The sequence below is a fragment of the Nonomuraea africana genome (genome assembly GCF_014873535.1).
GTDB lineage: Bacteria > Actinomycetota > Actinomycetes > Streptosporangiales > Streptosporangiaceae > Nonomuraea > Nonomuraea africana.
The window spans coordinates 2,767,092-2,786,176 of record NZ_JADBEF010000001.1 but is presented as its reverse complement, the minus strand read 5'-3'; the positions used below and the strand labels follow the sequence as shown (position 1 = coordinate 2,786,176).

Annotated in this window: 24 protein-coding genes and 2 pseudogenes; 11 read left to right on the top strand and 15 right to left on the bottom strand. The window is 69.8% G+C overall.

Going from position 1 to position 19,085, the window contains the following annotated elements; translation table 11 throughout:
- Positions 1–9 precede the first annotated feature (9 nt).
- The 7 genes and pseudogenes from H4W81_RS48545 to H4W81_RS13045 form a co-directional block, all read right to left on the bottom strand.
- Positions 10–159 (bottom strand): transposase, encoded by a 150-nt coding sequence (locus H4W81_RS48545; RefSeq protein WP_264083288.1) that lies wholly within the window; start codon positions 157–159, stop codon positions 10–12.
- Positions 160–231: 72 nt separating this feature from the next.
- A pseudogene (locus H4W81_RS48540) lies at positions 232–347 on the bottom strand (hypothetical protein); the annotation flags it as partial.
- A gap of 45 nt (positions 348–392) precedes the next feature.
- Positions 393–1,700 carry an FAD-binding oxidoreductase gene (locus tag H4W81_RS13065; protein ID WP_192775057.1) on the bottom strand — a complete coding sequence of 436 codons (1,308 nt, stop codon included), beginning with the start codon at positions 1,698–1,700 and terminating at the stop codon, positions 393–395.
- Between the two features lie 208 nt (positions 1,701–1,908).
- Positions 1,909–2,436, bottom strand: a complete 528-nt coding sequence (locus H4W81_RS13060) for a copper chaperone PCu(A)C (RefSeq protein ID WP_192775056.1) — start codon at positions 2,434–2,436, stop codon at positions 1,909–1,911.
- Positions 2,437–2,460: 24 nt separating this feature from the next.
- Positions 2,461–3,936 carry a basic amino acid/polyamine antiporter gene (locus tag H4W81_RS13055; protein ID WP_192775055.1) on the bottom strand — a complete coding sequence of 492 codons (1,476 nt, stop codon included), beginning with the start codon at positions 3,934–3,936 and terminating at the stop codon, positions 2,461–2,463.
- Between the two features lie 96 nt (positions 3,937–4,032).
- The gene (locus H4W81_RS13050; protein ID WP_192775054.1) at positions 4,033–4,539 is read right to left on the bottom strand and encodes a DUF1269 domain-containing protein; all 507 of its coding nucleotides are present in this window, start codon (positions 4,537–4,539) and stop codon (positions 4,033–4,035) included.
- 319 nt (positions 4,540–4,858) lie between these two features.
- Entirely contained in the window at positions 4,859–5,383 is a 525-nt protein-coding gene (locus tag H4W81_RS13045; RefSeq protein ID WP_192775053.1) for a GNAT family N-acetyltransferase, read from the bottom strand.
- A 20-nt stretch (positions 5,384–5,403) separates the two neighbouring features.
- Here H4W81_RS13045 and H4W81_RS13040 point away from each other — a divergent pair, with 20 nt between their 5' ends.
- Positions 5,404–5,577, top strand: a complete 174-nt coding sequence (locus tag H4W81_RS13040) for a hypothetical protein (protein ID WP_192775052.1) — start codon at positions 5,404–5,406, stop codon at positions 5,575–5,577.
- 504 nt (positions 5,578–6,081) lie between these two features.
- Here H4W81_RS13040 and H4W81_RS13035 read toward each other — a convergent pair.
- Positions 6,082–6,792, bottom strand: coding sequence for a phytanoyl-CoA dioxygenase family protein (locus tag H4W81_RS13035; protein WP_192775051.1), 711 nt, complete (start codon positions 6,790–6,792; stop codon positions 6,082–6,084).
- A gap of 23 nt (positions 6,793–6,815) precedes the next feature.
- The gene (locus H4W81_RS13030) at positions 6,816–7,949 is read right to left on the bottom strand and encodes a TetR/AcrR family transcriptional regulator (protein WP_192775050.1); all 1,134 of its coding nucleotides are present in this window, start codon (positions 7,947–7,949) and stop codon (positions 6,816–6,818) included.
- A 100-nt stretch (positions 7,950–8,049) separates the two neighbouring features.
- On the opposite strand from H4W81_RS13030, the gene H4W81_RS13025 reads away from it, so the two are divergent.
- The 6 genes from H4W81_RS13025 (at position 8,050) to H4W81_RS13005 (ending at position 11,786) form a co-directional block, all read left to right on the top strand.
- Positions 8,050–9,246, top strand: coding sequence for a cytochrome P450 family protein (locus H4W81_RS13025; RefSeq protein WP_192775049.1), 1,197 nt, complete (start codon positions 8,050–8,052; stop codon positions 9,244–9,246).
- A gap of 88 nt (positions 9,247–9,334) precedes the next feature.
- On the top strand, positions 9,335–9,646 hold the full coding sequence (locus tag H4W81_RS13020; protein ID WP_225958592.1) for a serine integrase family protein: 312 nt from the start codon (positions 9,335–9,337) through the stop codon (positions 9,644–9,646).
- Positions 9,647–9,946: 300 nt separating this feature from the next.
- Entirely contained in the window at positions 9,947–10,177 is a 231-nt protein-coding gene (locus tag H4W81_RS47090; protein WP_225958591.1) for a VOC family protein, read from the top strand.
- Complete coding sequence (locus H4W81_RS47085) at positions 10,147–10,338, top strand: VOC family protein (RefSeq protein WP_225958590.1); 192 nt, start codon at positions 10,147–10,149, stop codon at positions 10,336–10,338. The genes H4W81_RS47090 and H4W81_RS47085 overlap by 31 nt, the downstream gene beginning before the upstream one ends.
- Positions 10,335–11,210, top strand: a complete 876-nt coding sequence (locus H4W81_RS13010) for a sigma-70 family RNA polymerase sigma factor (RefSeq protein WP_192775048.1) — start codon at positions 10,335–10,337, stop codon at positions 11,208–11,210. The genes H4W81_RS47085 and H4W81_RS13010 overlap by 4 nt, the downstream gene beginning before the upstream one ends.
- A 312-nt stretch (positions 11,211–11,522) precedes the next feature.
- Positions 11,523–11,786, top strand: coding sequence for a hypothetical protein (locus H4W81_RS13005; RefSeq protein ID WP_192775047.1), 264 nt, complete (start codon positions 11,523–11,525; stop codon positions 11,784–11,786).
- Positions 11,787–11,960: 174 nt separating this feature from the next.
- Here the strand turns inward: H4W81_RS13005 and H4W81_RS47080 are convergent, their stop codons facing one another.
- Positions 11,961–12,176: a hypothetical protein gene (locus tag H4W81_RS47080; RefSeq protein ID WP_420538751.1), complete on the bottom strand. Its 216-nt coding sequence runs from the start codon at positions 12,174–12,176 to the stop codon at positions 11,961–11,963.
- Here H4W81_RS47080 and H4W81_RS12995 point away from each other — a divergent pair.
- The gene (locus tag H4W81_RS12995) at positions 12,108–12,359 is read left to right on the top strand and encodes a hypothetical protein (protein WP_192781467.1); all 252 of its coding nucleotides are present in this window, start codon (positions 12,108–12,110) and stop codon (positions 12,357–12,359) included. The two genes, H4W81_RS47080 and H4W81_RS12995, sit on opposite strands and share 69 nt — an antisense overlap.
- Before the next feature lie 240 nt (positions 12,360–12,599).
- Here the strand turns inward: H4W81_RS12995 and fdhA are convergent, their stop codons facing one another.
- Positions 12,600–13,823, bottom strand: a complete 1,224-nt coding sequence (gene fdhA / locus H4W81_RS12990) for a formaldehyde dehydrogenase, glutathione-independent (protein WP_192775046.1) — start codon at positions 13,821–13,823, stop codon at positions 12,600–12,602.
- Positions 13,824–13,883: 60 nt separating this feature from the next.
- Positions 13,884–14,789, bottom strand: a complete 906-nt coding sequence (locus H4W81_RS12985) for an MIP/aquaporin family protein (protein ID WP_192775045.1) — start codon at positions 14,787–14,789, stop codon at positions 13,884–13,886.
- A 474-nt stretch (positions 14,790–15,263) separates the two neighbouring features.
- On the opposite strand from H4W81_RS12985, the gene H4W81_RS47075 reads away from it, so the two are divergent.
- The 3 genes from H4W81_RS47075 (at position 15,264) to H4W81_RS12975 (ending at position 16,863) form a co-directional block, all read left to right on the top strand.
- Positions 15,264–15,635, top strand: a complete 372-nt coding sequence (locus H4W81_RS47075) for a hypothetical protein (RefSeq protein ID WP_225958588.1) — start codon at positions 15,264–15,266, stop codon at positions 15,633–15,635.
- The gene (locus H4W81_RS47070) at positions 15,617–16,240 is read left to right on the top strand and encodes a site-specific integrase (RefSeq protein ID WP_225958587.1); all 624 of its coding nucleotides are present in this window, start codon (positions 15,617–15,619) and stop codon (positions 16,238–16,240) included. Before H4W81_RS47075 ends, H4W81_RS47070 begins: the two co-directional genes overlap by 19 nt.
- A gap of 68 nt (positions 16,241–16,308) precedes the next feature.
- On the top strand, positions 16,309–16,863 hold the full coding sequence (locus tag H4W81_RS12975) for a DinB family protein (protein WP_192775044.1): 555 nt from the start codon (positions 16,309–16,311) through the stop codon (positions 16,861–16,863).
- A gap of 82 nt (positions 16,864–16,945) precedes the next feature.
- Here the strand turns inward: H4W81_RS12975 and H4W81_RS12970 are convergent, their stop codons facing one another.
- From H4W81_RS12970 to H4W81_RS48530, 3 genes and pseudogenes are all read right to left on the bottom strand, one after another.
- Positions 16,946–17,665 (bottom strand): Tn3 family transposase, encoded by a 720-nt coding sequence (locus tag H4W81_RS12970; RefSeq protein ID WP_318782500.1) that lies wholly within the window; start codon positions 17,663–17,665, stop codon positions 16,946–16,948.
- 190 nt (positions 17,666–17,855) lie between these two features.
- A complete protein-coding gene (locus H4W81_RS48535) occupies positions 17,856–18,257 on the bottom strand; it encodes a group II intron maturase-specific domain-containing protein (protein ID WP_264083287.1) in 402 nt (133 codons plus the stop codon).
- 57 nt (positions 18,258–18,314) lie between these two features.
- A pseudogene (locus H4W81_RS48530) lies at positions 18,315–18,623 on the bottom strand (reverse transcriptase/maturase family protein); the annotation flags it as partial.
- Positions 18,624–19,085: the final 462 nt, after the last annotated feature.

Below are 19,085 nucleotides of genomic sequence, written 5' to 3'. Positions count from 1 at the left end.
CCGCAGGCCCTACTCGGGTGCAGAGGAGGCAATGACGTAGCGGCCTGGGCAGTTGAGATGGGCGTGGCCCAGCGGGCTGAGCCGGGCCACGCCCTCGTCCTTGACCAGGATGCCCTGGGCGCGCAGCCGGTCGACGATCGCCGACAAAGGGTTCCGCAGAACCGCGGCATTGACGACCAGCCCCAGCGCCGATACGCCTGTCGGATCTTCCCGGCGTTGCCGTGGCAGATCCTCCGGGCGAGGCGGTGCCGGGACTCCTGGACGGCAACTGCTTGGCCCAGGCTGCGCCGGTAGCTGCCGTCCATCGGGTCCAGCACGCTGAACAGGTGCATCGTCTTGTCGATGCGGCCGTCTTCGGCTTTCCCACCCCAGGACCAGGAGCCGGCTGAGCGTCAAGCCGGGGCGATGTTGTGCGTGTGGCCCAGCACGTTGTCGGGGTCCCACGCCCGCTTCACTTCGCCCAGCCGCGCGAAGTCGGCGGCGCTGTAGGCCGTCGCCGTCAGGCCCGGGTCGGTGAGGAAGTTCAGGAACGAGCCGCCGGTGGCGTGCGGTCGCAGCGCCCGCGCCACCGCCCGTTGGCGCTCGGCCACCTCCTCGCGCTCGCGGGAGCCGTCGAGCACCGAGGTGGCGATCACCGAGAACGGCGCCTGCCGGTGCCCTACGGGCCCCGCGTCCGGCGCGGGCCTGGCCATCGCGCCGCCCCAGTGCCGCACCTCGATCGCCGTCAGCGGCTCGTCCGCGCTCTTGACGATCGTCTCGATCGCCTCGTCGGACACCTCCTCCAGCAGGTCCAGGTGCTGGAGGACGGCCATCGGCGGGGGAGGGGGACCGCCGAACGCGGTAGCCGCCTCGGCGAAGCTCATCGCCGCGAACCCCCCGCCGAGCGCGGGCCCGGCCACCTCCAGCAACGACTCCAGGGCGCGCCCGTCGCCGCCCGCGCGGAAGGCCCGCACGGCCAGCGTCCAGCCGCTGCCGGGCCCGCGCATCACGATGACGGAGGTGTTCAGCTCGTCCGGCTCGCTCAGCGCCCACTCCCGGTAGCGGGCCAGCGTGTCAGCCGCCCGCTCGATCGGGAACAGCGCCATCCCCGCGTGCACCTCGCCCACCGGGTGCAGCCTGAACTCCAGGGCGGTCACCACCGCGAAGTTGCCGCCGCCGCCGCGCAACGCCCAGAACAGATCGGGATGCGCCTCGGCGCTGACGGTCAGGCACTGCCCCTCGGCCGTCACGACGTCGGCGCTGAGCAGGTTGTCGGCGGCGTAGCCGTGCAGGCGCGACAGCCATCCCGTGCCGCCGCCCAGCGTGTAGCCGGTGATCCCGATCGCGGGGGTGCCCGAGACGGGCGCCAGGCCGTACGGCGCGGCGGCGGCGATGACGTCCGACCAGATCGCACCGGCCTGCGCGCGGGCGGTGCGCCGCTCGGGATCGACGCGCACCGACGCCATCGGCGTCGTCTTGACCAGCACCCCGCCGTCGGCGGGCACCAGCGTGCCGTGCCCGGTGGACTGGACGGCGAACGGCATCCCGTGCTCGCGGGCCACCAGCAGCGCCGCCCGCACGTCGCCGGGGCTCGCCGCCTCGACGACGACGGCCGGTCTGGGGTCGATCAGACGGTTCCACGGCAGCCGCTCCGCCTCGTAGCGCTCGTCGCCAGGGGTGTGCACGGCGCCCTCGACGAGGTCGCGCAGTCTGTTGTCCATGAGGAAGATCGTCGCCCGCCACACCCGGCGCGGTCGTCGTCCCGGGGAAGACACCTTGGGGTACGGCAGGCGGAGTACGCCCGGCACGTGGTCCCCCTGGCGGGGACCTGGCCGTCCATCAGGTAGGCGTCGACCGCCCGGTTGAGGCAGGCTCCGTCGATGCGGCGCGCGACTTTCGTTCGCATGCTCGTCAACACCCGCTCCCGGCTCACCCCCGAGAGGAGTAGCCCGCGCCCCGCGACAGCGGCAGCACGGGGATGCGGAGCGTGATGGTCCCGGCCGAGGGGAAGCGGAAGGTGACGTCGATGGGCGTGGCGCCGAGCGGGCGGTGGATGCCGACCAGCTCCAGGTGCGGCCGGTCATGACCCTCCTGCAGGCTGGCGATACGGCGCGCGGGCACCGTGACCTCGATCGGCTGCGGCTTCTCCCTGCCCTCCCGGTAGACGACGCTGTCGGCGTGCACGGTGCTGACGCCGTCCAGGACCTGGTCCCTGTCGCTGTTGTTGACCAGCGTCACGTACAGCCCGAGGGCGTCGCCGGCCTTCTGCTCGCCCATGGGCGGGGCCAGGATGTGGGCGTGGATCAGCTGGACCGGGCCGACCTGCCCGTCGACCAGACCGCCGCGGTCCCACTGCTCGGGGCCACGCTCCTCGGCGCAGGCCAGGCACACCAGCAGCAGGCAGGCCGCCAGCAGGGCGTGCAGCGCCGCACGCGCTCCCCGATCGGATCTGTTCATGTCACACCCCCTTGTCGATCATGGTCAGATGGTGATGAGGCCGGTGGCCAGACCGGCGACGCCGATGACCGCCCCCACGACGGCCACGACGAACAGAACCAGCTCGGCGGGGGAGAAGACCTTCCTGCCGCGTTCGCGTCTGGTGATGATGAACAAGATCGTGCCGGGCGCGTAGATGACGAACGACAGCAGCAGGAACTCCAGCCCCGCCGCGAAGATCAGGAAGGTGGTGTAGACGACGGCCAGCGCGGCCACCATCAGGTCCCTGCGCCGCCCCTGCGCGTTGGTGTCGTAGCTCTCTCCGGTGAGGGTGAGCCTGAGCGCGTATCCCGCGGCCAGCAGGTACGGAACCAGCGACAGCGAGCTGCACAGCTTCAGCGTGAAGGCGAAGGCGTCGTCGGAGAACAATGTGATCGCCAGCACCGCGGTGATGAGCACGCTGGTCATCACCAGCGCCGCGACCGGCGCGCCCTTGGCGTTCTCCCGCCGCAGGAAGGCCGGCATGTCCTCGTCCTTGGCGGCCACGAACAGCACCTCGGCGGCCATGAGCGTCCAGGCCAGGTAGGCGCCGAGCACCGAGACGATGAGGCCGACGCTGATGAGCGCGGCGCCCCACCCGCCGACCACCGACTCCAGCACCCCCGCCATGGACGGCTGCCGCAGCCCCGCCAGCTCGCCCTGGGGCAGCGTGGCATAGGACAGGATGGTCACCGAGGCGAACAGCGCCAGCACGCTGAGGAAGCCGAGCACGGTGGCCCTGCCGACGTCCTCGCGCCTTCTGGCGTAGCGGGAGTAGACGCTGGCGCCCTCCACGCCGAGGAAGACGAAGACCGTCACCAGCATGGTCGCCTTGACCTGCCCGAACAGCGCTCCGGCCGAAGGCTGCCGGCCGCCCCAGAAGTTCGCGCCGAACATACCTGCCTTGAAGGTGACCAGCAGGATCACCACGAACAACAGCAGGGGCACGAGCTTCGCGATCGTCACGATCTTGTTGATCGCGGCGGCCTCCTTGACCCCGCGCACGATCATGAAGTGGAAGGCCCACACGCCGACGACCGAGACCGCCACGGCCAGCAGCGTGTCGCCCTCGCCGAAGCCGGGCACGGCCGCGCCGATCGTGGACTTGATCAGCACCCAGTAGGAGACGTTGCCGACGCAGGCGCTGGCCCAGTAGCCGAAGGCGGAGAAGAAACCGGGGAACTCGCCGAACCCGGCCTTGGCGTAGGCGTAGACGCCGGCGTTGAGGTCGGGCTTGCGCACGGCCAGCGTCTGGAAGACGAAGGCGAGCATCAGCATGCCCACCCCGGCGACCGTCCAGGCGATCAGCGCGCCGAGCACGCCGGTGGCCTGGGCGAAGTTGCGGGGCAGCGAGAACACCCCCGCGCCGACCATCGACCCGACCACCATCGCGGTCAGTGTCAGCAGCGGCAGCTTCCGCGCGCTCGAGGTCTGCGCGACCGCGCCGTGTCCAGCCTTGTGTTCACCCCTGTGTTCGCTCATGTGCGCTGCCGTTCGTCGTCGAGCCGCTCGACTGTGAACCCGGTGAACCCGGTGAACCCGTGGACCACGCGGAGAAGGGCAGGTAGGCCCGGTCCGTCAGCGGGCCGCGGCAGCCGATCGCGCCGCCTCGACCGACTCGCGCAGGGCGGCCTCCGCCTCCGCGCTCAGCGAGGTCTGGATGATCTCCCCTCCGTAGGGGGCGACCTCGGCGACGACCTTGTCCGGAGTGCTCTGGATGACCAGCAGGAACAGCGCGGCGCCGCCCGGCTGCAGGCGCTGGCCGAGGTCCTTCATGAAGGAGTCGTCCACGCCGAGGTCGGTCATCGCGCCACCGGCCGCTCCCGCGGCCGCGCCCACGGCCATGCCCAGCAGCGGGGCCAGCAACAGCAGGCCGATCAGCCCGCCCCACAACGTGCCGGCGGCCGCGCCGCCGCCGACGGTGCCGCGCAGCTGGTGCAGCTTGATCTTGCCGTCGGCCTTCTTCTCGGCCACCGCCGCGTCGGCCAGCGTGATGAGCTTCTCGCGTTGCATGTCCAGCAGCCGGTCGCGTACGCGTATGGCGGTCTCGACGTCCGGATAGGCGATGGCGATGAGGTTGCTCATGAATGTCCCCGATTCTTGACGCCCTGTCGTCAGGGCTGTGCGTCTCGGGGGGAGACCTGGCGCCGCCGTACGGACTCTGATCAAGGTCCGGGCTCGGCGCCGCAATCGCCATCATTCCGCCTCAAACGCTTCACGAACCCCTAGAGTGGACTTCCTTTACCAAATCGGGCTGCTGGTGCTTCCTGAGTGGTCAGACGGGCATCGATGATCGGGCGCACCTCCACCCCGGAGAGACCGGGCCTCGGGGAAGCGCGCCGCGATCTGATCTCCTCGATCTGCGCCCCCGACATCGAGTGTGCGGCAGGCGCCTCACGAGCGCTCAGCGAGCGGCGCCGGAGACCCTCTCGGAGACCCTGCGCTCGAGCACCTGCCCCGGCCACTGGCCCACGGTGAACGTCTCCGCGCGCCGGAAGCCGCAGCTCTCGTAGTAGCGCACCAACTGCCCGTCATCGCCCGCGTAGCAGTCGACCCGCACCAGGTCCACGCCCCTGTCCTCGGCCTCGCTCACCGCCCGGTCCAGCAGCGCCCTGCCCACGCCCCGCCCGTGGAAGCGCTGGTCGATGACCAGCCCCTGCACGTACAACTCGGGTTCCTCGGCAGGGGTGACGTACGGCAGCGGCCCGCCGACCGTCATGCACCCGGCCGCCTCGCCGTCGAGCATCGCGATGCGCATGCCCTCACCCTCGGCCCAGGTGGTCACCTGCCCGACCCGCTTGGGGTCGGCCGAGAAGGGCTCGCTGCCCCACTGGCCGGTCCTGCCCTGCGCCACCAGCCACTCGATCGCGCTGTCGAACATCCGCAGCACCGCCGCCACGTCACCTGGTCCACCTTTGCGAATATCCATCCGGAGATCATAGGGCGCGCGTGTCGAGAACCCGTCCGCTGCTCCGACCTGTCCGTGAAAGCCACCACGGAACAGGAGAGACCACCAGGCGCAGCGTCATCCACTGGATCCACACCTCCATCGACGGCTACATCTGCGACCCCCAGGGCGAGTTCGACTGGCCGGAGATGGGCAAGGATTCTCCACGACGCTGAAGGAGAAGGGCTGGAACTCCCGCGTGATCGGCGCGTACCTGGCCCGCCAGGTGACCGAGCTGAAGCGGGAGGAGGGCGGCGACCTGCCTCCAGCACAACCAGCAACGCCATCGACACCGACTCCGAGCGCACCGCCGTCTCGGTACCCGTCGGCGGCCAGCAGCGGCTCGGGCAGCCAGGGCCGACGTAGTGCTCCCTGCGGCGGCTGATGGCGGCCTGGCGGGCCAGCGTCGCGTTGACCGCCACTCGCACCAGGTAGGCGCGCGGGTTGGCGATCGGCTCGCCCTCCCGGCTGCGCGGCTCCCACGCCAGCCACGTTCCTGCAGCACGTCCTCGGTGTCGGCGACGCTGCCCAGCATCGCGTAGACGATCGAGAACATCAGCTCCCGATGGTCGAGGAAGACCTGCGTCGGGCTGTCGGGCGTCATGGGCGGCTCCTTCCGCGGGATGTCACCTCCTGAGAGGGACCGGCCGCGCGGAATGTGACATCGCTACACGGTCCTGCTACACGGCCCTGGCGAGTGGCGTGTCCGCCGACGGGTCCAAGGGGGCCGACAGGAAGACCGGCGTCTGCGCCATGAAGCGCGGCCTGGCGCCCAGGTGTTCCTGCGCGGCGTGCACGGTCAGCGGATGCACCACGTAGACCTCGCCCGGCGCGCCCGTGGCGTGGGCCAGCGGCCGGTGTGCGCTGGCCGCCTCGATCAACTGACTGGCCGGCACATGCTCGTGGACGCCCTCGCCGAGCGCCGCGGCCGCGTCGCGCTGCGAGCCGATCCTGATGCGGGTGGGCGCGTCGTCCGGGCCGACCTCGGAGAACAGGATGAGCAGCAGCAGGGTGGCCGGGCGGCCGCTGACCGCCCAGCTGCCGTCCTCGCGCATGACGTTGAGGTCGATGTGCCAGCCCCTGTCGTCGGCCGGGGCCACCTTCGGGAAGCGGATCGGGATGTTGCCGCAGCTGCCGCTCGGCAGCCAGCCGCCTTCCCCGCACACCTCGTCCAGCGTCCGCGCCAGCGCGGGTGAGCTGATGATCTGCCCGAACGGCCCCTCACCGGTCAGGTCGGCGGCCCATCGGACCGGTTCGGTCCATCCGGATGGGTCGTCGGGGGACAGGCCGATCTGCCGCCACAGCAGCGCCTGGGCGGCCAGCCCCACCTCGTCGGGCGCGGCCCGCACCTTGACGAACCCGTTGGCGATGAAATCGTCACTGATTCCCATGCCGGCCACGCTAGCAATGCGCGTCAATCGCTTTTCGCGGTGAACTCGCGGCTCGCGACGGGGTGGTCGTGCAGGACGGAGGCGGCGGCGTGACAGGCTCCGCGGCCGTCGGCGCGGGCCACGACGCGGGCGCCGCTGACGGCGACGGCGGCCTCCGTGCCGTCGCTGACGGCGCGCAGGCCCGCCGCGGCCGCGAGCTCGCCGCTCTCGTCGAAGACCACCCGCAGCGCGGGCCAGTCCTGCGGCGCGAACGCCTGGCGCAGGCCGTGCCGCAGCTCGGCCAGGACCAGCCTGGCCAGCGGCGCCAGCTCTCCCGGGTCGCCGGTGACCAGCACGGCGGTCACCCGCGCGCCCTGCGGCGCGGCCCGCACCGCCTCCTCGACGGCTTCCAGCCGGTGCAGCCCGAGGACGGCCAGCACGCCGTCCTCGTCAGGGCGTACGGGCTCGGCGCGCAGCACGTCGGCGGCCGATGGCGGCGACCACGGCTCGTCGGCGGGGCGCGCTCGCGGGATCCAGGGCAGGTGCGGGGGCGGCCAGGTGTCGTGCGGGTCGAGCCCGGCCAGGCGCTCGCAGGCGGTGACGACGTTGAACGGCTCGACGAAGCCGGGCGCGGCGGCGGCCAGCTGGGCGGCGCCGTACAGGGTGGTCAGCACCGCCTCGGCGACGTGCACCAGGCGGGCGGGCGGCGCCTGCGGCGGGCGCAGCCGCTCCAGGGCGAGGCCGAGCACGATCGCCTGCAGCTTCGTCAGCTGCGCGAACGGCAGCCTGGTGCGCTCGTCGGCCATCACCTCGGCCAGCAGGTCCGTGCCGAGCCTGGCGCCGTCGTGGTCGTCGGTGGTCAGGGGGAGCCTGGCGACCCAGGCGCGGGCGAAGGCGCCCAGCGCCTGCCCGGCCTCCCGACCGGCCGCAAGGTCGGCCGCTCGGCCCGGCTGGTCTGGTTCGGGGGCGCGTTCGGCCAGGTCGGCCAGGACGGCGAAGTACAGGGCTCGTTTGCCGGGGAAGTTGGAGTAGACCGCGCCGCGGGTCAGGCCCGCGCGTTCGGCGATGCCGTCGACCTTGGCGTCGCGATATCCGCGTTCGGCGAACTCGGCTCTGGCGGAGGTCAGCACCTTGGCGCGGTTGAGCTGCTGCGTCTGCGCCCTGCTGAGCCGGTCCATCGGCCTCCTCCGCGTTGCCGTTCGTCGCGAAACCAAGATACCGTGGCCATTCAGATGACAGCATCATCTGATCCGATCATTCGAGATTTTGGAGTCCTTCATGACCAGCGGCGTCCCCGAGATCGACCTCACCGACCCCGACGTGGTGCGCGACCCTTTCACCGCCTACGGCCGGGCCCGCGAGCAGGCGCCGCTGGCCCGCGTCAGCGCTCCCGGCTTCTCGGTGTGGGTGCTGACCCGCTACGACGAGGCCAGGGCCGTGCTCGGCGACCCCCGCTTCGAGATCACCTCCGGCAGCTTCACCCCGCCGCCCGGCGTCCCCGAGGACTGCCGGCCGTACCTGCGGACCATGACGGAGATGGACGCGCCCTCGCATCTGCGCCTGCGCAGGCTGGTCGCGCCAGCCTTCACCGCCAGGCGCGCCGCCGAGTTCAGGCCCCGCATCGAACCGCTCGTCGAGGCGCTCCTGGACGAGCTGCCCGACCACCTCGACGGGGGCGCCGTCGACCTGCTCCCGCACTTCGCCCGCCCGCTGCCCATCGACGTCATCTGCGAACTGGTCGGCATCCCCGAGGCCGACCGGCCCCGCTGGCGCGAGTACGGCGCCGCCGTGGCCGCCGGCACCGGGGAGGGCTTCGGCGCCGCCATCCCCGGCATCGTGGCCGGAGCCAGGGACGCCCTCGCCCTCAGGCGCGCCGAACCGGCCGACGACCTGCTCACCGACCTCCTCACGGCCCAGGCCGAGGACGGCGACAAACTCAGCGACACCGAGATGATCACCATGGTCTGGAATGTCGTCCTGGCCGGGCAGACGCCGATCAACCTCATCGCCAACGCCGTGCACGTCCTGCTGACCCACCCCGAGCAGCGGGCGCGGCTGCGCGAGGAGCCGGTCCTCATGCCCCGCGCGGTGGAGGAGTTCCTGCGCTGGTGCGGCCCGCAGCTGCTGTCGATTCCCCGCTACGCGCGCGAGGACGTCGAACTGTGCGGCACGCTGATCCACAAGGGCGAGGCCGTCAGCGTCTCCATCGCCGGCGCCAACCGCGACCCCCGCGTCTTCACCGACCCCGAGACCCTCGACCTGGGCAGGCCCGCCGGCACCGCGCCGCACCTGGGCTTCGCCCACGGCCCGCACTTCTGCCTCGGCGCCGCACTGGCCCGCGTCCAGACCGAGGTCGCCCTGACCGCGCTGCTGCGCCGCTACCCCGACCTGGCGCCGGCCGCCGCCCCGCACGAGGCGCGGCGCGCCCCCGACCCCGGCACCTGGCGGCTGCTCACGCTGCCGGTCACCCTCTGACCCCGGTGGCCCGCATCGCCAACCCGCTGACCTGCACGTTCTGCGGCAAGACCCACCAGCAGGTCAGGAATCACACGACCCGGCCGGAGTGGTCTTCACCGTGCTGGCCGCCCTCTCTGGCATGGAACGCGAGTACATCCGCGACCGCACCCTCGAAGGCCACGAGTCCGCCCGCACCCGCGGCAAGAACATCGGCGGCGCCACCGTCACCGACGACGCCATGCTCTCCCACGCCCTCCACCTGCGCGAACAAAACCTGAGCCTGCGCGACATCGCCGCCCGGCTCGTCATCACCACAGGCAAGAAGAAGGGCCAGCACCCATCACCCGCCACCGTCCTGCGCATGCTCCGCGACCACGACGAACAGACCACCGCGCAGCCCCAGCCGACCAGCACCTGATCAGACACCCCACCCCCAGGCTGGTAGTGGCCAACCGGACCTGGTGGTACACGGCCAAGATCTGGTGATGGGCGGCCACCGATTCTGGTGGCTGGTGGCCCTACTCCCTGGCGGGGGTGTGTTCCGTCTCGATCAGCTGAATCATGTGCTGGGCCTGGACGCGTGCTGCCGAGCCACACCGCATGCGCCTGGTAACCGCTCCGGCAGACCGGTCCTGTTACCTTTTCCCGTCGGCACTCGTCATAGGTGCGACGACCGAATGCGAACGGTCGTCGCACCAACGAGTGAATCGAGAACAGGATGCTGACCAACATCATGTACGTGACGATCTACGTCACCGATCAGGACCGCGCGCTGGAGTTCTACACCGAGGGACTCGGCCTGGAAAAGCGGATCGACTTCTCGGGGCCCGACGGACGGTTCCTCACCGTCGGCGTTCCCGATAGCCCGGTGCAGATCCTCCTGTGGTCGCATGCGCGGCCGCGGGACAGCCGGGCGACGTGGGCCAGCATGCCGCGCCCGGTCCGCTGATCCTCGAATCCGACGATTTGCGAAAGGATTTCGAGATCCTGCGCCAGCGCGGCGTCACCTTCGAAGAGTCCGAACCCGTGGACTATCCGTTCGGGGTCCGCATCGAGGCGGCGGACCCGGACGGCAACCGGGTCTCGCTCCGTCAGCAGCGAAAGCCGTGACCGCCCACCCGTCCGGCCTCGTGACCGAGGCGTTCGAAGCCCAGCGCGATCGGCTGCGCGCCCTCGCGTACCGCGCGCTGGGCTCACACGCCGACGCCGAGGACGTGGTCCAGGAAGCCTGGATGCGCCTCGTCCGCCAGGACGAGGCGACCATCGGCAACCTGGCGGGCTGGCTGACCACCGTGGTCGGCCGAATCAGCCTGGACCTCCTGAGATCCCGCCAAGCCCACCCCGAGACCGCCTACGGGCACGAGTTTGCGGACCTCGTGGTGACGCCCGCCGACGACCCCGCGCCGGACGAGCAGGTGGCGCTGGCCGATTCGGTCGGCCTCGCCCTGCTCGTCGTGCTCGACTCGCTCACCCCGAGCGAGCGCCTGGCGTTCGTCCTGCACGACATGTTCGCGGTCCCGTTCCACGAAATCGGCCAGATTCTGGGCAAATCCGCCGACGCCACCAAGATGATCGCCAGCCGCGCCCGCCGCAAGGTCCAAGCCACGGACCGGCCGGCGGGCCCCGGCCGCGAGCACCAAGAGGTCGTCCAGGCATTCCGCGCCGCCGCGCTCAGCGGCGACTTCGAAGCGCTCCTGCGTGTCCTCGACCCGAACGTGAAGCTGACCGTCGACACCTCCGACGGCATGGTCGTCACCCTCGGCGCCACCGAGGTCGCCGCCGGCGCCCGCATGTTCTTCGGCGAGGTCGCCCGCCACCGACCCGTGCTGGTCAACGGCATCCCCGGCCACATGTCCTGGCGCCCCGACGGCACCCCTCTCTCCGCCATCGCCTTCACAGTCACCGAAGGCCGGATCACCGGCATCCACATCGTCGTCGACCCGGCCAAACTCGCCTCGATCCATCTGCCCGCCCCGGCCTGAGCCGGTGTCGTCAGGGTGGGGGCGGAATTGGTCGATTCCGCCCCCACGGTCAAATCCAAAGGGCGCCGGGCCGGTTGAGCGCAAAGCACACCGGGGGTCTACGCCGCCCGCGTCACCGCCGCCGTGACACCTGGACCATGATCGACTGCGCTTCGTGTGGATCACTTCCCGCCTGGATCGGCACATCACAGCCCAATAGCCCGCTCTACGCGCTATGACCTGCGGAAACCCTCCAGCGAGGCGCATCCGAACGGAAAGTCACGGTAAGGCGCTCAACTCTGCTCTGCTAACGGGACTTTTCCGATGCTCGTCATGCCCCGCGTCGAGGCGGGACAGGCGCGGGTCTTCGACGCGCTCGGCCTGTCCGCCCGCGAGGCCGAACGGGTGCTCGCCTCGGGGCAGGACGCTATTTCGCTGATGGCTGAGTTCTGGCGCGCCGGCATGCCGATCGAGGAGGTGGCGGCCTGGCGTGCGGCGGGTTTCACCGGCGAGGAGGCGGCCCGGATGCGGGCCGAGGGAACCGATGTGGAGCAGGCCAAGGTGCTGCGGGCATTGACCGAGGGCGACGAGCCCTGACCGAAAGGGCGAGAGGTATGAGCCAATCGGGAGTCACGATCACCACCGAGGGGCTGCGCGACGATGTCGCCAGTGCGGCAGTGGTAACACGCACTGGCGACATCGCGTAAACAGGTGTCTCCACTTCGCTGACCTGCCTTCCTCCCAGTTCCCTCGCGCCAAGCCATGATCCATCTACCGGACGATCCGTACCTCCGCACCGGGTAGATCGGACCACCAGCGGTCATAGCGGCGGTAAACCCCCGGCTCGCGGTCGGCCAGCAGCGCCGCCAGCGCCTGCGCCTCGGCGGCCAGCTCGTCCCACACCTGGCCGGGCAACGGATGGAACGCGGTGGCCTCGATCCCATCCCCGGCCGGCCGCAACACGCCGGCGACATAGCCGTCGACCAGGAGCGTTGGCAGGACATCGCCGTTGGTTCGGGTGACGAGCTCGCGCTCGCCGTGGACGCGACCGACGGCGCCGGGGTGCGGATCTTCGTGACCGGATCGAGTGCGACGGGCGGCAGCCCGCCCGACGCCTTGGAGATCGACTTCGCGACGGTCGCGTACTTCGAGCCGTGGAAGCAACCCTGAGGCTGACCTCGTGACGCGCCCCCGGCTCGACCGAGTCGGGGGCGCGTCCGCTTTCAACAGGCTCTTGGGCAGACGATAGAGATCGTCACCGACAAGCTATCGGCGCGGACGCGCCTGCTCGGTCAGCGGAACCGGTGAGTTACGAACAGATCCGCCGCGACACCCCGCTCCAGATGCTCCCCCGCATGACGATCGCGGACCGCTGCACGCTGACCTACCGCTCGCAGGGAAGGGACGTCGCTAGGACGCCTTGCTGAGCATGCCGTGCGGGTCCAGCACGTACTTGCGTGCAGCCCCCTCGTCGAACTCGTGGTAGCCCCGCGGTGCCTGGTCGAGCGGGATCGGTGTGGCGTTGACCGCCTTCGCGATCTGTACCCGGTCATGCAGGATCGCCATCATGAGCTGGCGGTTGTACCGCATGACGGGGCACTGGCCGGTGGTGAAGCTGTGCGACTTCGCCCAGCCCAGACCGATCCGAATGGACAGGGATCCCTGCCTGGCGGCCTCGTCCGACGCGCCCGGGTCTCCGGTCACGTACAGGCCGGGGATTCCGAGTGCGCCACCCGCCCGGGTGACGTCCATGAGCGTGTTGAGTACGGCGGCGGGCCGTTCCACCTCCGCCTCGTTACCGTGACCGCGAGCCTCGAAGCCGACGGCGTCGACGGCGCAGTCCACTTCCGGTTCGCGAAGGATGTGCATGATCTGATCCTTCGGCTCGCCCAAGGTCACGTTGATGGTCTCGCAGCCGAAGCTGTGAGCCTGGTCCAGACGCTCCTTGTTCAGGTCGGCGACGATGACCACGGCGGCCCCGAGCAGGAAAGCCGAGGCGGCCGCGGCGAGCCCGACCGGACCGGCGCCGGCGATGTAGACGCTCGACCCCGGCTTCACCCCTGCGGTGACGCAGCCGTGGAAACCGGTCGGGAAGATGTCCGAGAGCATGGCGAGATCAAGGATCTTCTCCATGGCCCGGTCCTTGTCGGGGAACTTGAGCAGGTTCCAGTCGGCATAGGGAACCAGGACGTACTCGGCCTGTCCACCCACCCAGCCGCCCATGTCGACGTAGCCGTACGCCGAACCCGGCCGGTCAGGGTTGACGTTCTCGCAGACGCCGGTCTTGCGCTCCTTACAGTTGCGGCAGCGGCCGCAGGAGATGTTGAACGGAACGGATACGAGGTCGCCGGTCTTGATGTACTCCACATCAGGGCCGGTCTCGACGACCTCGCCGGTGATCTCGTGGCCAAGGATGAGCCCCGGCGGGGCCGTGGTGCGGCCGCGGACCATGTGCTGGTCGCTGCCGCAGATGTTCGTCGCGACGGCCTTGAGAATCGCGGCGTGTGGCAGCTTGCGCCCGACGTTGGCCGGATTTACTCCCGGGCCATCCTTGAGCTCGAAATCGGGATAGTTAGTCTCGCGTACCTCGACTTTGCCTGGACCGTCGTATACGACTCCCCTATTGCCAGGCATGACGTACCCTCCCTTGCACGAAAGTGGCGGACGAGTAGTCGTTCATGGAATCGCGCGGAATCACCTCCCTCGGCCTGGACGCCATCGCCGGCGGCCTCCGTGCCCCACGCGATCCCGAATTTGATCGTCGTGCGGCTGACGGGCCCCCGGGATGTCACCCGCGGCAGTCGGCCGGGTGGCTTCGGGCGCCGCGCCCTGCGGCTCCCGCGCACCGACGATCTCCCCGGCGGCACCCTGCTCGGCCCTCTCGGGCACCTCGTGGGTCGGGCGGGCCACCAGGTCGTACACCACGACGGCCAGCACCGCGCCGATGACCGGGCCGGCGATGTAGACGCCGAACTGCGCCCACGGCGTGTCACCGCCGAACAGGCTGTTCGTCAGGTACGGCCCGAAGGTGCGGGCCGGATTGACCGAACCGTTCGTGAACGGACCGATCACGAAGATCTCGCCCGCCACGGCGAGTCCGATCATCAGGCCGGCCCAGCCGGTCGGCGCCCGGCGGTCGACCGCCAGCGCCATGATCGTGAGCAGGAGCAGGAACGTCCCGAGCGCCTCGAGCAGAATGCCCTGCCCGTAGCTCACCCCCTCTCCGAGACGGGTAAGCCCAACACCGCCCAGCTCGACCGCCCGTCGGCCGAATCCGCCCACGATGAGCAGACCACCGACGAACGCGCCGACGAGTTGAGCGCCAATGTAGAACGGCACCTCAGCCCACGAGAATCGGCGCCCTACAGCCAGAGCGATGGTGACTGCTGGATTGATGTGCGCGCCCGAAGTGCTGCCGAACGCGTAGATGACGATCGCAACGACCACGGCGAAAGACAGCGAGATGATGCCGAGTCCGGCGTAGTCCAACTGGCCGTTACCGATGACCAGCGCGGCCACGATCGATCCGGCGCCGAAAAGGATGAGCAACATCGTTCCGATGGCTTCCGCGACGAGTCGCCGCGGCAGATCTCCGACCATCGCACTCCCCCGAAGACGATGGTTTGCTCCTTAATTCGAATATATACCCGGTGTTAACCACGACAATGGCGGCATTGCCCCGCAGTACCGTGGACATGCTGCGCCACGCGCCGCGCCTCACCGTAAGGTCACCGGCGTCGAGCAGCCGGATCACGGCCTTCTTGCCAGCGGGCCAGGGCTTCGGGGGAAACGCGGACGTAGCGAGCCAGGGAGGCGAGCAAGGTGGAGGTGCTGGCGCCATCTTCGGCGGCGCGCTGTGGCGCAGATGGCCTACACGGGGGTCAGCCCACATAAGCCCAAAACCCCACATTGGGATGATCTTGGAGCGGGTAGAGGGAGGTGTTCGCGATGGTTGAGGTCGAGTGTTGCCACGGATAATGCCCTATTATCTGGGGCATCGTTGATCGCGACCTGCGGCGGCGGTTCCGGGCCGCTACGCGAAGCGGCCCTGTTATCTGTGGCAAGGGGGAAGCGGTGGCCACCGTCGCGCAGCTGCCCGCCGGGAAGGCGCTCACCGTCCGCGGCGCCGCGGACGCCTTCCTCGACGCGCTCGGCAACCCGAACACGGTGCGGAACTACGCGATCGGGGTCGGCAAGACCGCCGAACGGGTCGGCGAGGGCCGGCCGCTCGGGCAGGTCGCGGACGACGAGATCGGCGAGGCCCTCGAAGCGCTGTGGGGCTCGACGGCGGTGAACACCTGGAACGCCCGCCGGGCGGCGGTGCTGTCCTGGCTCGCCTGGTGCGCCGAGCGCGGCTTCGACGGCCCGGAGGTGCCGGCCTGGTCCAAGCGACCCCGCCGGACTCCGAGACGCCGGCGCGCTCGAAGATGGCGATCGACCGACTGATCGCCCGCCGCGAGGTGCACCTGCGGGAGAAGTGCTTCTACCGGATGCTGTACGAGACCGTGGCGCGGGCGGAGGAGATCCTGCCGCTGAACATCGAGGACCTGGACTTCGCTGGCCGCCGCGCGCTGGTGAAGGCCGGCGCGCAGTCCAAGGCCCGCCGCCGCGGCCAGGCCCGCGAGGATTTCGTGCTGGAGCCCGTGTACTGGGACGCCGGCACCGCCCGGCTGCTGCCGCGGCTGCTGAAGAACCGCACCCGCGGCCCGGTGTTCGTCACTCACCGCCGCCCCGGGCCGGGCAAGGTCGTCTCGTCGCGGGACGTGTGCCCGGATTCCGGGCTGGCCCGGCTGTCGTACGGCCAGGCCCGCGCCCTGCTGGACGAGCACACCGCGCTGCACGGGGCGGGCACAGGCTGGGATCTGCACGAGTTCCGGCACTCCGGGCTGACCCACCTCGGGGAGCAGGGGGCGAGCCTGCTGATGTTGATGGCCAAGTCGCGGCACAAGAAGGCGGAGAACGTCCGCCGCTACTTCAAGCCGTCGCCGGACGCCATCGCCGAACTCACCAGCCTGCTCGCACCCGGCGACACACGCCGAGGCGGCACGTGACCGAGTCGGCCGACCCGTCGATCCTGATCATCCCGACCGACCCGAAACCACCGAGCCCTGGAGTTGACATGGCTGACATGATCGTGCCCGACCCCGCCACGCGGGACATTCTCGCGATCTTCGAAAACGTGCGATACCGGCTGTTCGAGCGCCTGAAGGACCTGACCGACGCCGAGTACCACTGGGAGCCGGTCAGCGACTGCATCAGCATCCGCCCCGGCGACGACGGCGTCTTCCGCGTCGCCACGCTAATTCCGGAATCGAGTCCGGAGGCGCCGGACCCCGTCACGACGATCGCCTGGCGCATCTGGCACATCGGCAGCCTCTGCCTGCGCGGCTATGTGATCCACTTCTTCGAGGACGTTCCCGAGTTCGGCGACCGCCACGAGTGGCCGGGTACCGCGAAAGAGGGCGTCCAGGCGCTCGCCGAGGACTGGGAGCACTTCATCTCCCGTATCGCAGCCCTCGGCGACGAGCGCCTGTTGGCGCCGATAGGCCTGGGCCCCGGCGGTTGGGCCGATGAGACGTATCTGAAGCTCGCGCTGCACGCTCTGAAGGAGGTCGCGCATCACGGCGGCGAGATCGGCCTGCTGCGCGACCTGTACCTGCGCGAAGGCGTCTGATTTCGGCCGTGGGCGACCTTGTCCGGCGGCCGTGTGCCGCCAGACCACGGCCGGGGTCGGCGGCTATCTCCTTCCTCCCGGTCTACTCATCGGCCGCGTCTGGGTCACGCAGGGGTCTCATACCGCCGGGCAGATCGGGCAGCCGGAAGGAGTAGCGGCCCAGCACGTTGACGTGGTGGCGCACGAACGGCGAGAGCCGAGCGACGTCCTCGTCACGGACGTCGAAGCCGTCCGCGCGCAGCTGGTTCACCGCGGCGTCCGTGTAGCGCGTCGTGAACAGCACGAGGGCGTTGAGGACCAGGCCGAGTGCGCCGATCTGGTCTTCCATGCCGTCCTGGTAGCGCTGGTAGAGCTGCCCGCGGCGGCCGTGGAAGATCTTCCGGGCCAGGTCGTGGCGGCCCTCCTGAAGGTTGGCCTGGGTCTTGATCTGCCGCCGGTAGTCGGGCTCGTCGGCCAGGCGCAGGATGTGCAGGGACTTGGAGATCCGCCCGTAGTGGGCGATCGCGTCGCAGAGCTGGGTGGGGCTGCCGTCGCGGCTCAGCATGCGGATCACGTCGTGCGCGCGGACGGCGCCGGTGTGGATGGAGCCGATGATCCGCAGGATGTCCTCCCAGTGCCGCTCGATCTTCGCGAGGTTGATCCGGCCGCGGGCGACGTCGTTGAACGGCCCGTAGTCGGCCGTCTTGTGGGTGCGCCACATCTTCTGATCCGGCAGGTCGGCCAGCTGAGGCGCGTAGCTGTAGCCGGCCAGGGTCAGCAGCCCGAACACGATGTCGCTGTAAGAGCCGGTGTCCGTGACGATCGATTCTGTACAAAATCACAGTTGAGGATCTGACGGTACGGTTGGCGCCAGCCGTACCAGCGCCCGCTCGTTGTTGGGTCGGGCCGGGGCGCGGTGCTGACCTTGCGATCAGTCCGTTTCCCCGGCCCGCCCGCCGAACCCGGCGTGCCCCTCTCAAGGCACCGGGCTCTCCACGTGTCGTGACCGTTGGTCAGCCGCTGGCTTGGGCGGCTGCCGGTGTCGGGGTCCACGGGGTTGGGATCTTGGCCCCGCGGTAGCGGTAGCGAGTCACTGCGACGCTGGCGGCGCCGGTGAATTCGATACCGTCATGGGCGATCTTCCAGGTACCCGGCAGGCAGAATCTGCGGCGCATCTCCTGCCTGCTGAGCCGGGAGTGCTTGCGGAAGATCCAGTTCGCGATACGACCCCAGGCGAGGCTGTCGATCGTGGTGAACACATCCTTGGACACCCCGTGCCGAAAATAGTTCGCCCATCCGCGCAGAGTCCGGTTGAGATCGACAAGCAGCTCAGCCAGACTCATATTGCGGGTTGACCTGTAGGTCTTCGCCTTCACCTTGTCCTTGATCGACTGGATGGCCTTCTTGGACGGCATGGTGTAGACGTAGCGCTTATTCGTCCCTCTCTTCCGCATCCGGCGGATGTGGAAGCTGAGGAAGTCGAAGCCCTCGTCGATGTGGACCACGCGGGTCTTCTCCGGCGACAGCCGTAACCCCAACGGGGCGAGCACGGCCGCCACCTGTTCGCGCAGGGCCTCGGCGTCGTGGCGTTCTCCGATCACCATGACGACGAAGTCGTCGGCGAAACGGATAAGCCGCCAGTTGGCCAGGCCGTTCTTCCTGCGCTTCTCCCGCTTGTAGCTGGTGCCCATCAACTCCTGCCATTGCTGAGCGAAGTGCTCATCCAGCGCTGACAGGGCGATGTTTGCCAACAGCGGGGAGAGGATCCCGCCTTGCGGAGTGCCTGCCGGTGTCTCCTCTCGATCTCCGGCGGTCGTCGGGTTTGAGCTGGCGTCACCTCAAGAGGCGTAACAACACCGGTTCCTCGCGTATACCTTCTCGTCTCGCTCACCGGGCCCGGCCCATCCGGCAGTGCCAGGCCGACCCGACTTTGTCGAGGCTGCTCCCACCCTCACCGGCAATCCCCGGCTACGGCTGCCTCCAGCTTTGCCCCACCGCTACGACGGCGGAGAGATGGACGGTCTTCCACCTCCATCCGGATAAAACAGCGCCTCGTGGCGCACTGCGGCTGGTGACACGATTCTTACCGGCACCCCAAGTAGTGGTCACCGTCGTGCGCCTGCCGGTCGGGAAGCCGCTCACCGTCCGAACTGCAGCCGACGTCTTCCTCGACTCGCTCGGCAACCCGAACACGATCCGCGCCTACGGGATCGGGGTGGGCAAGATAGCTGAGCGGCTCGGCG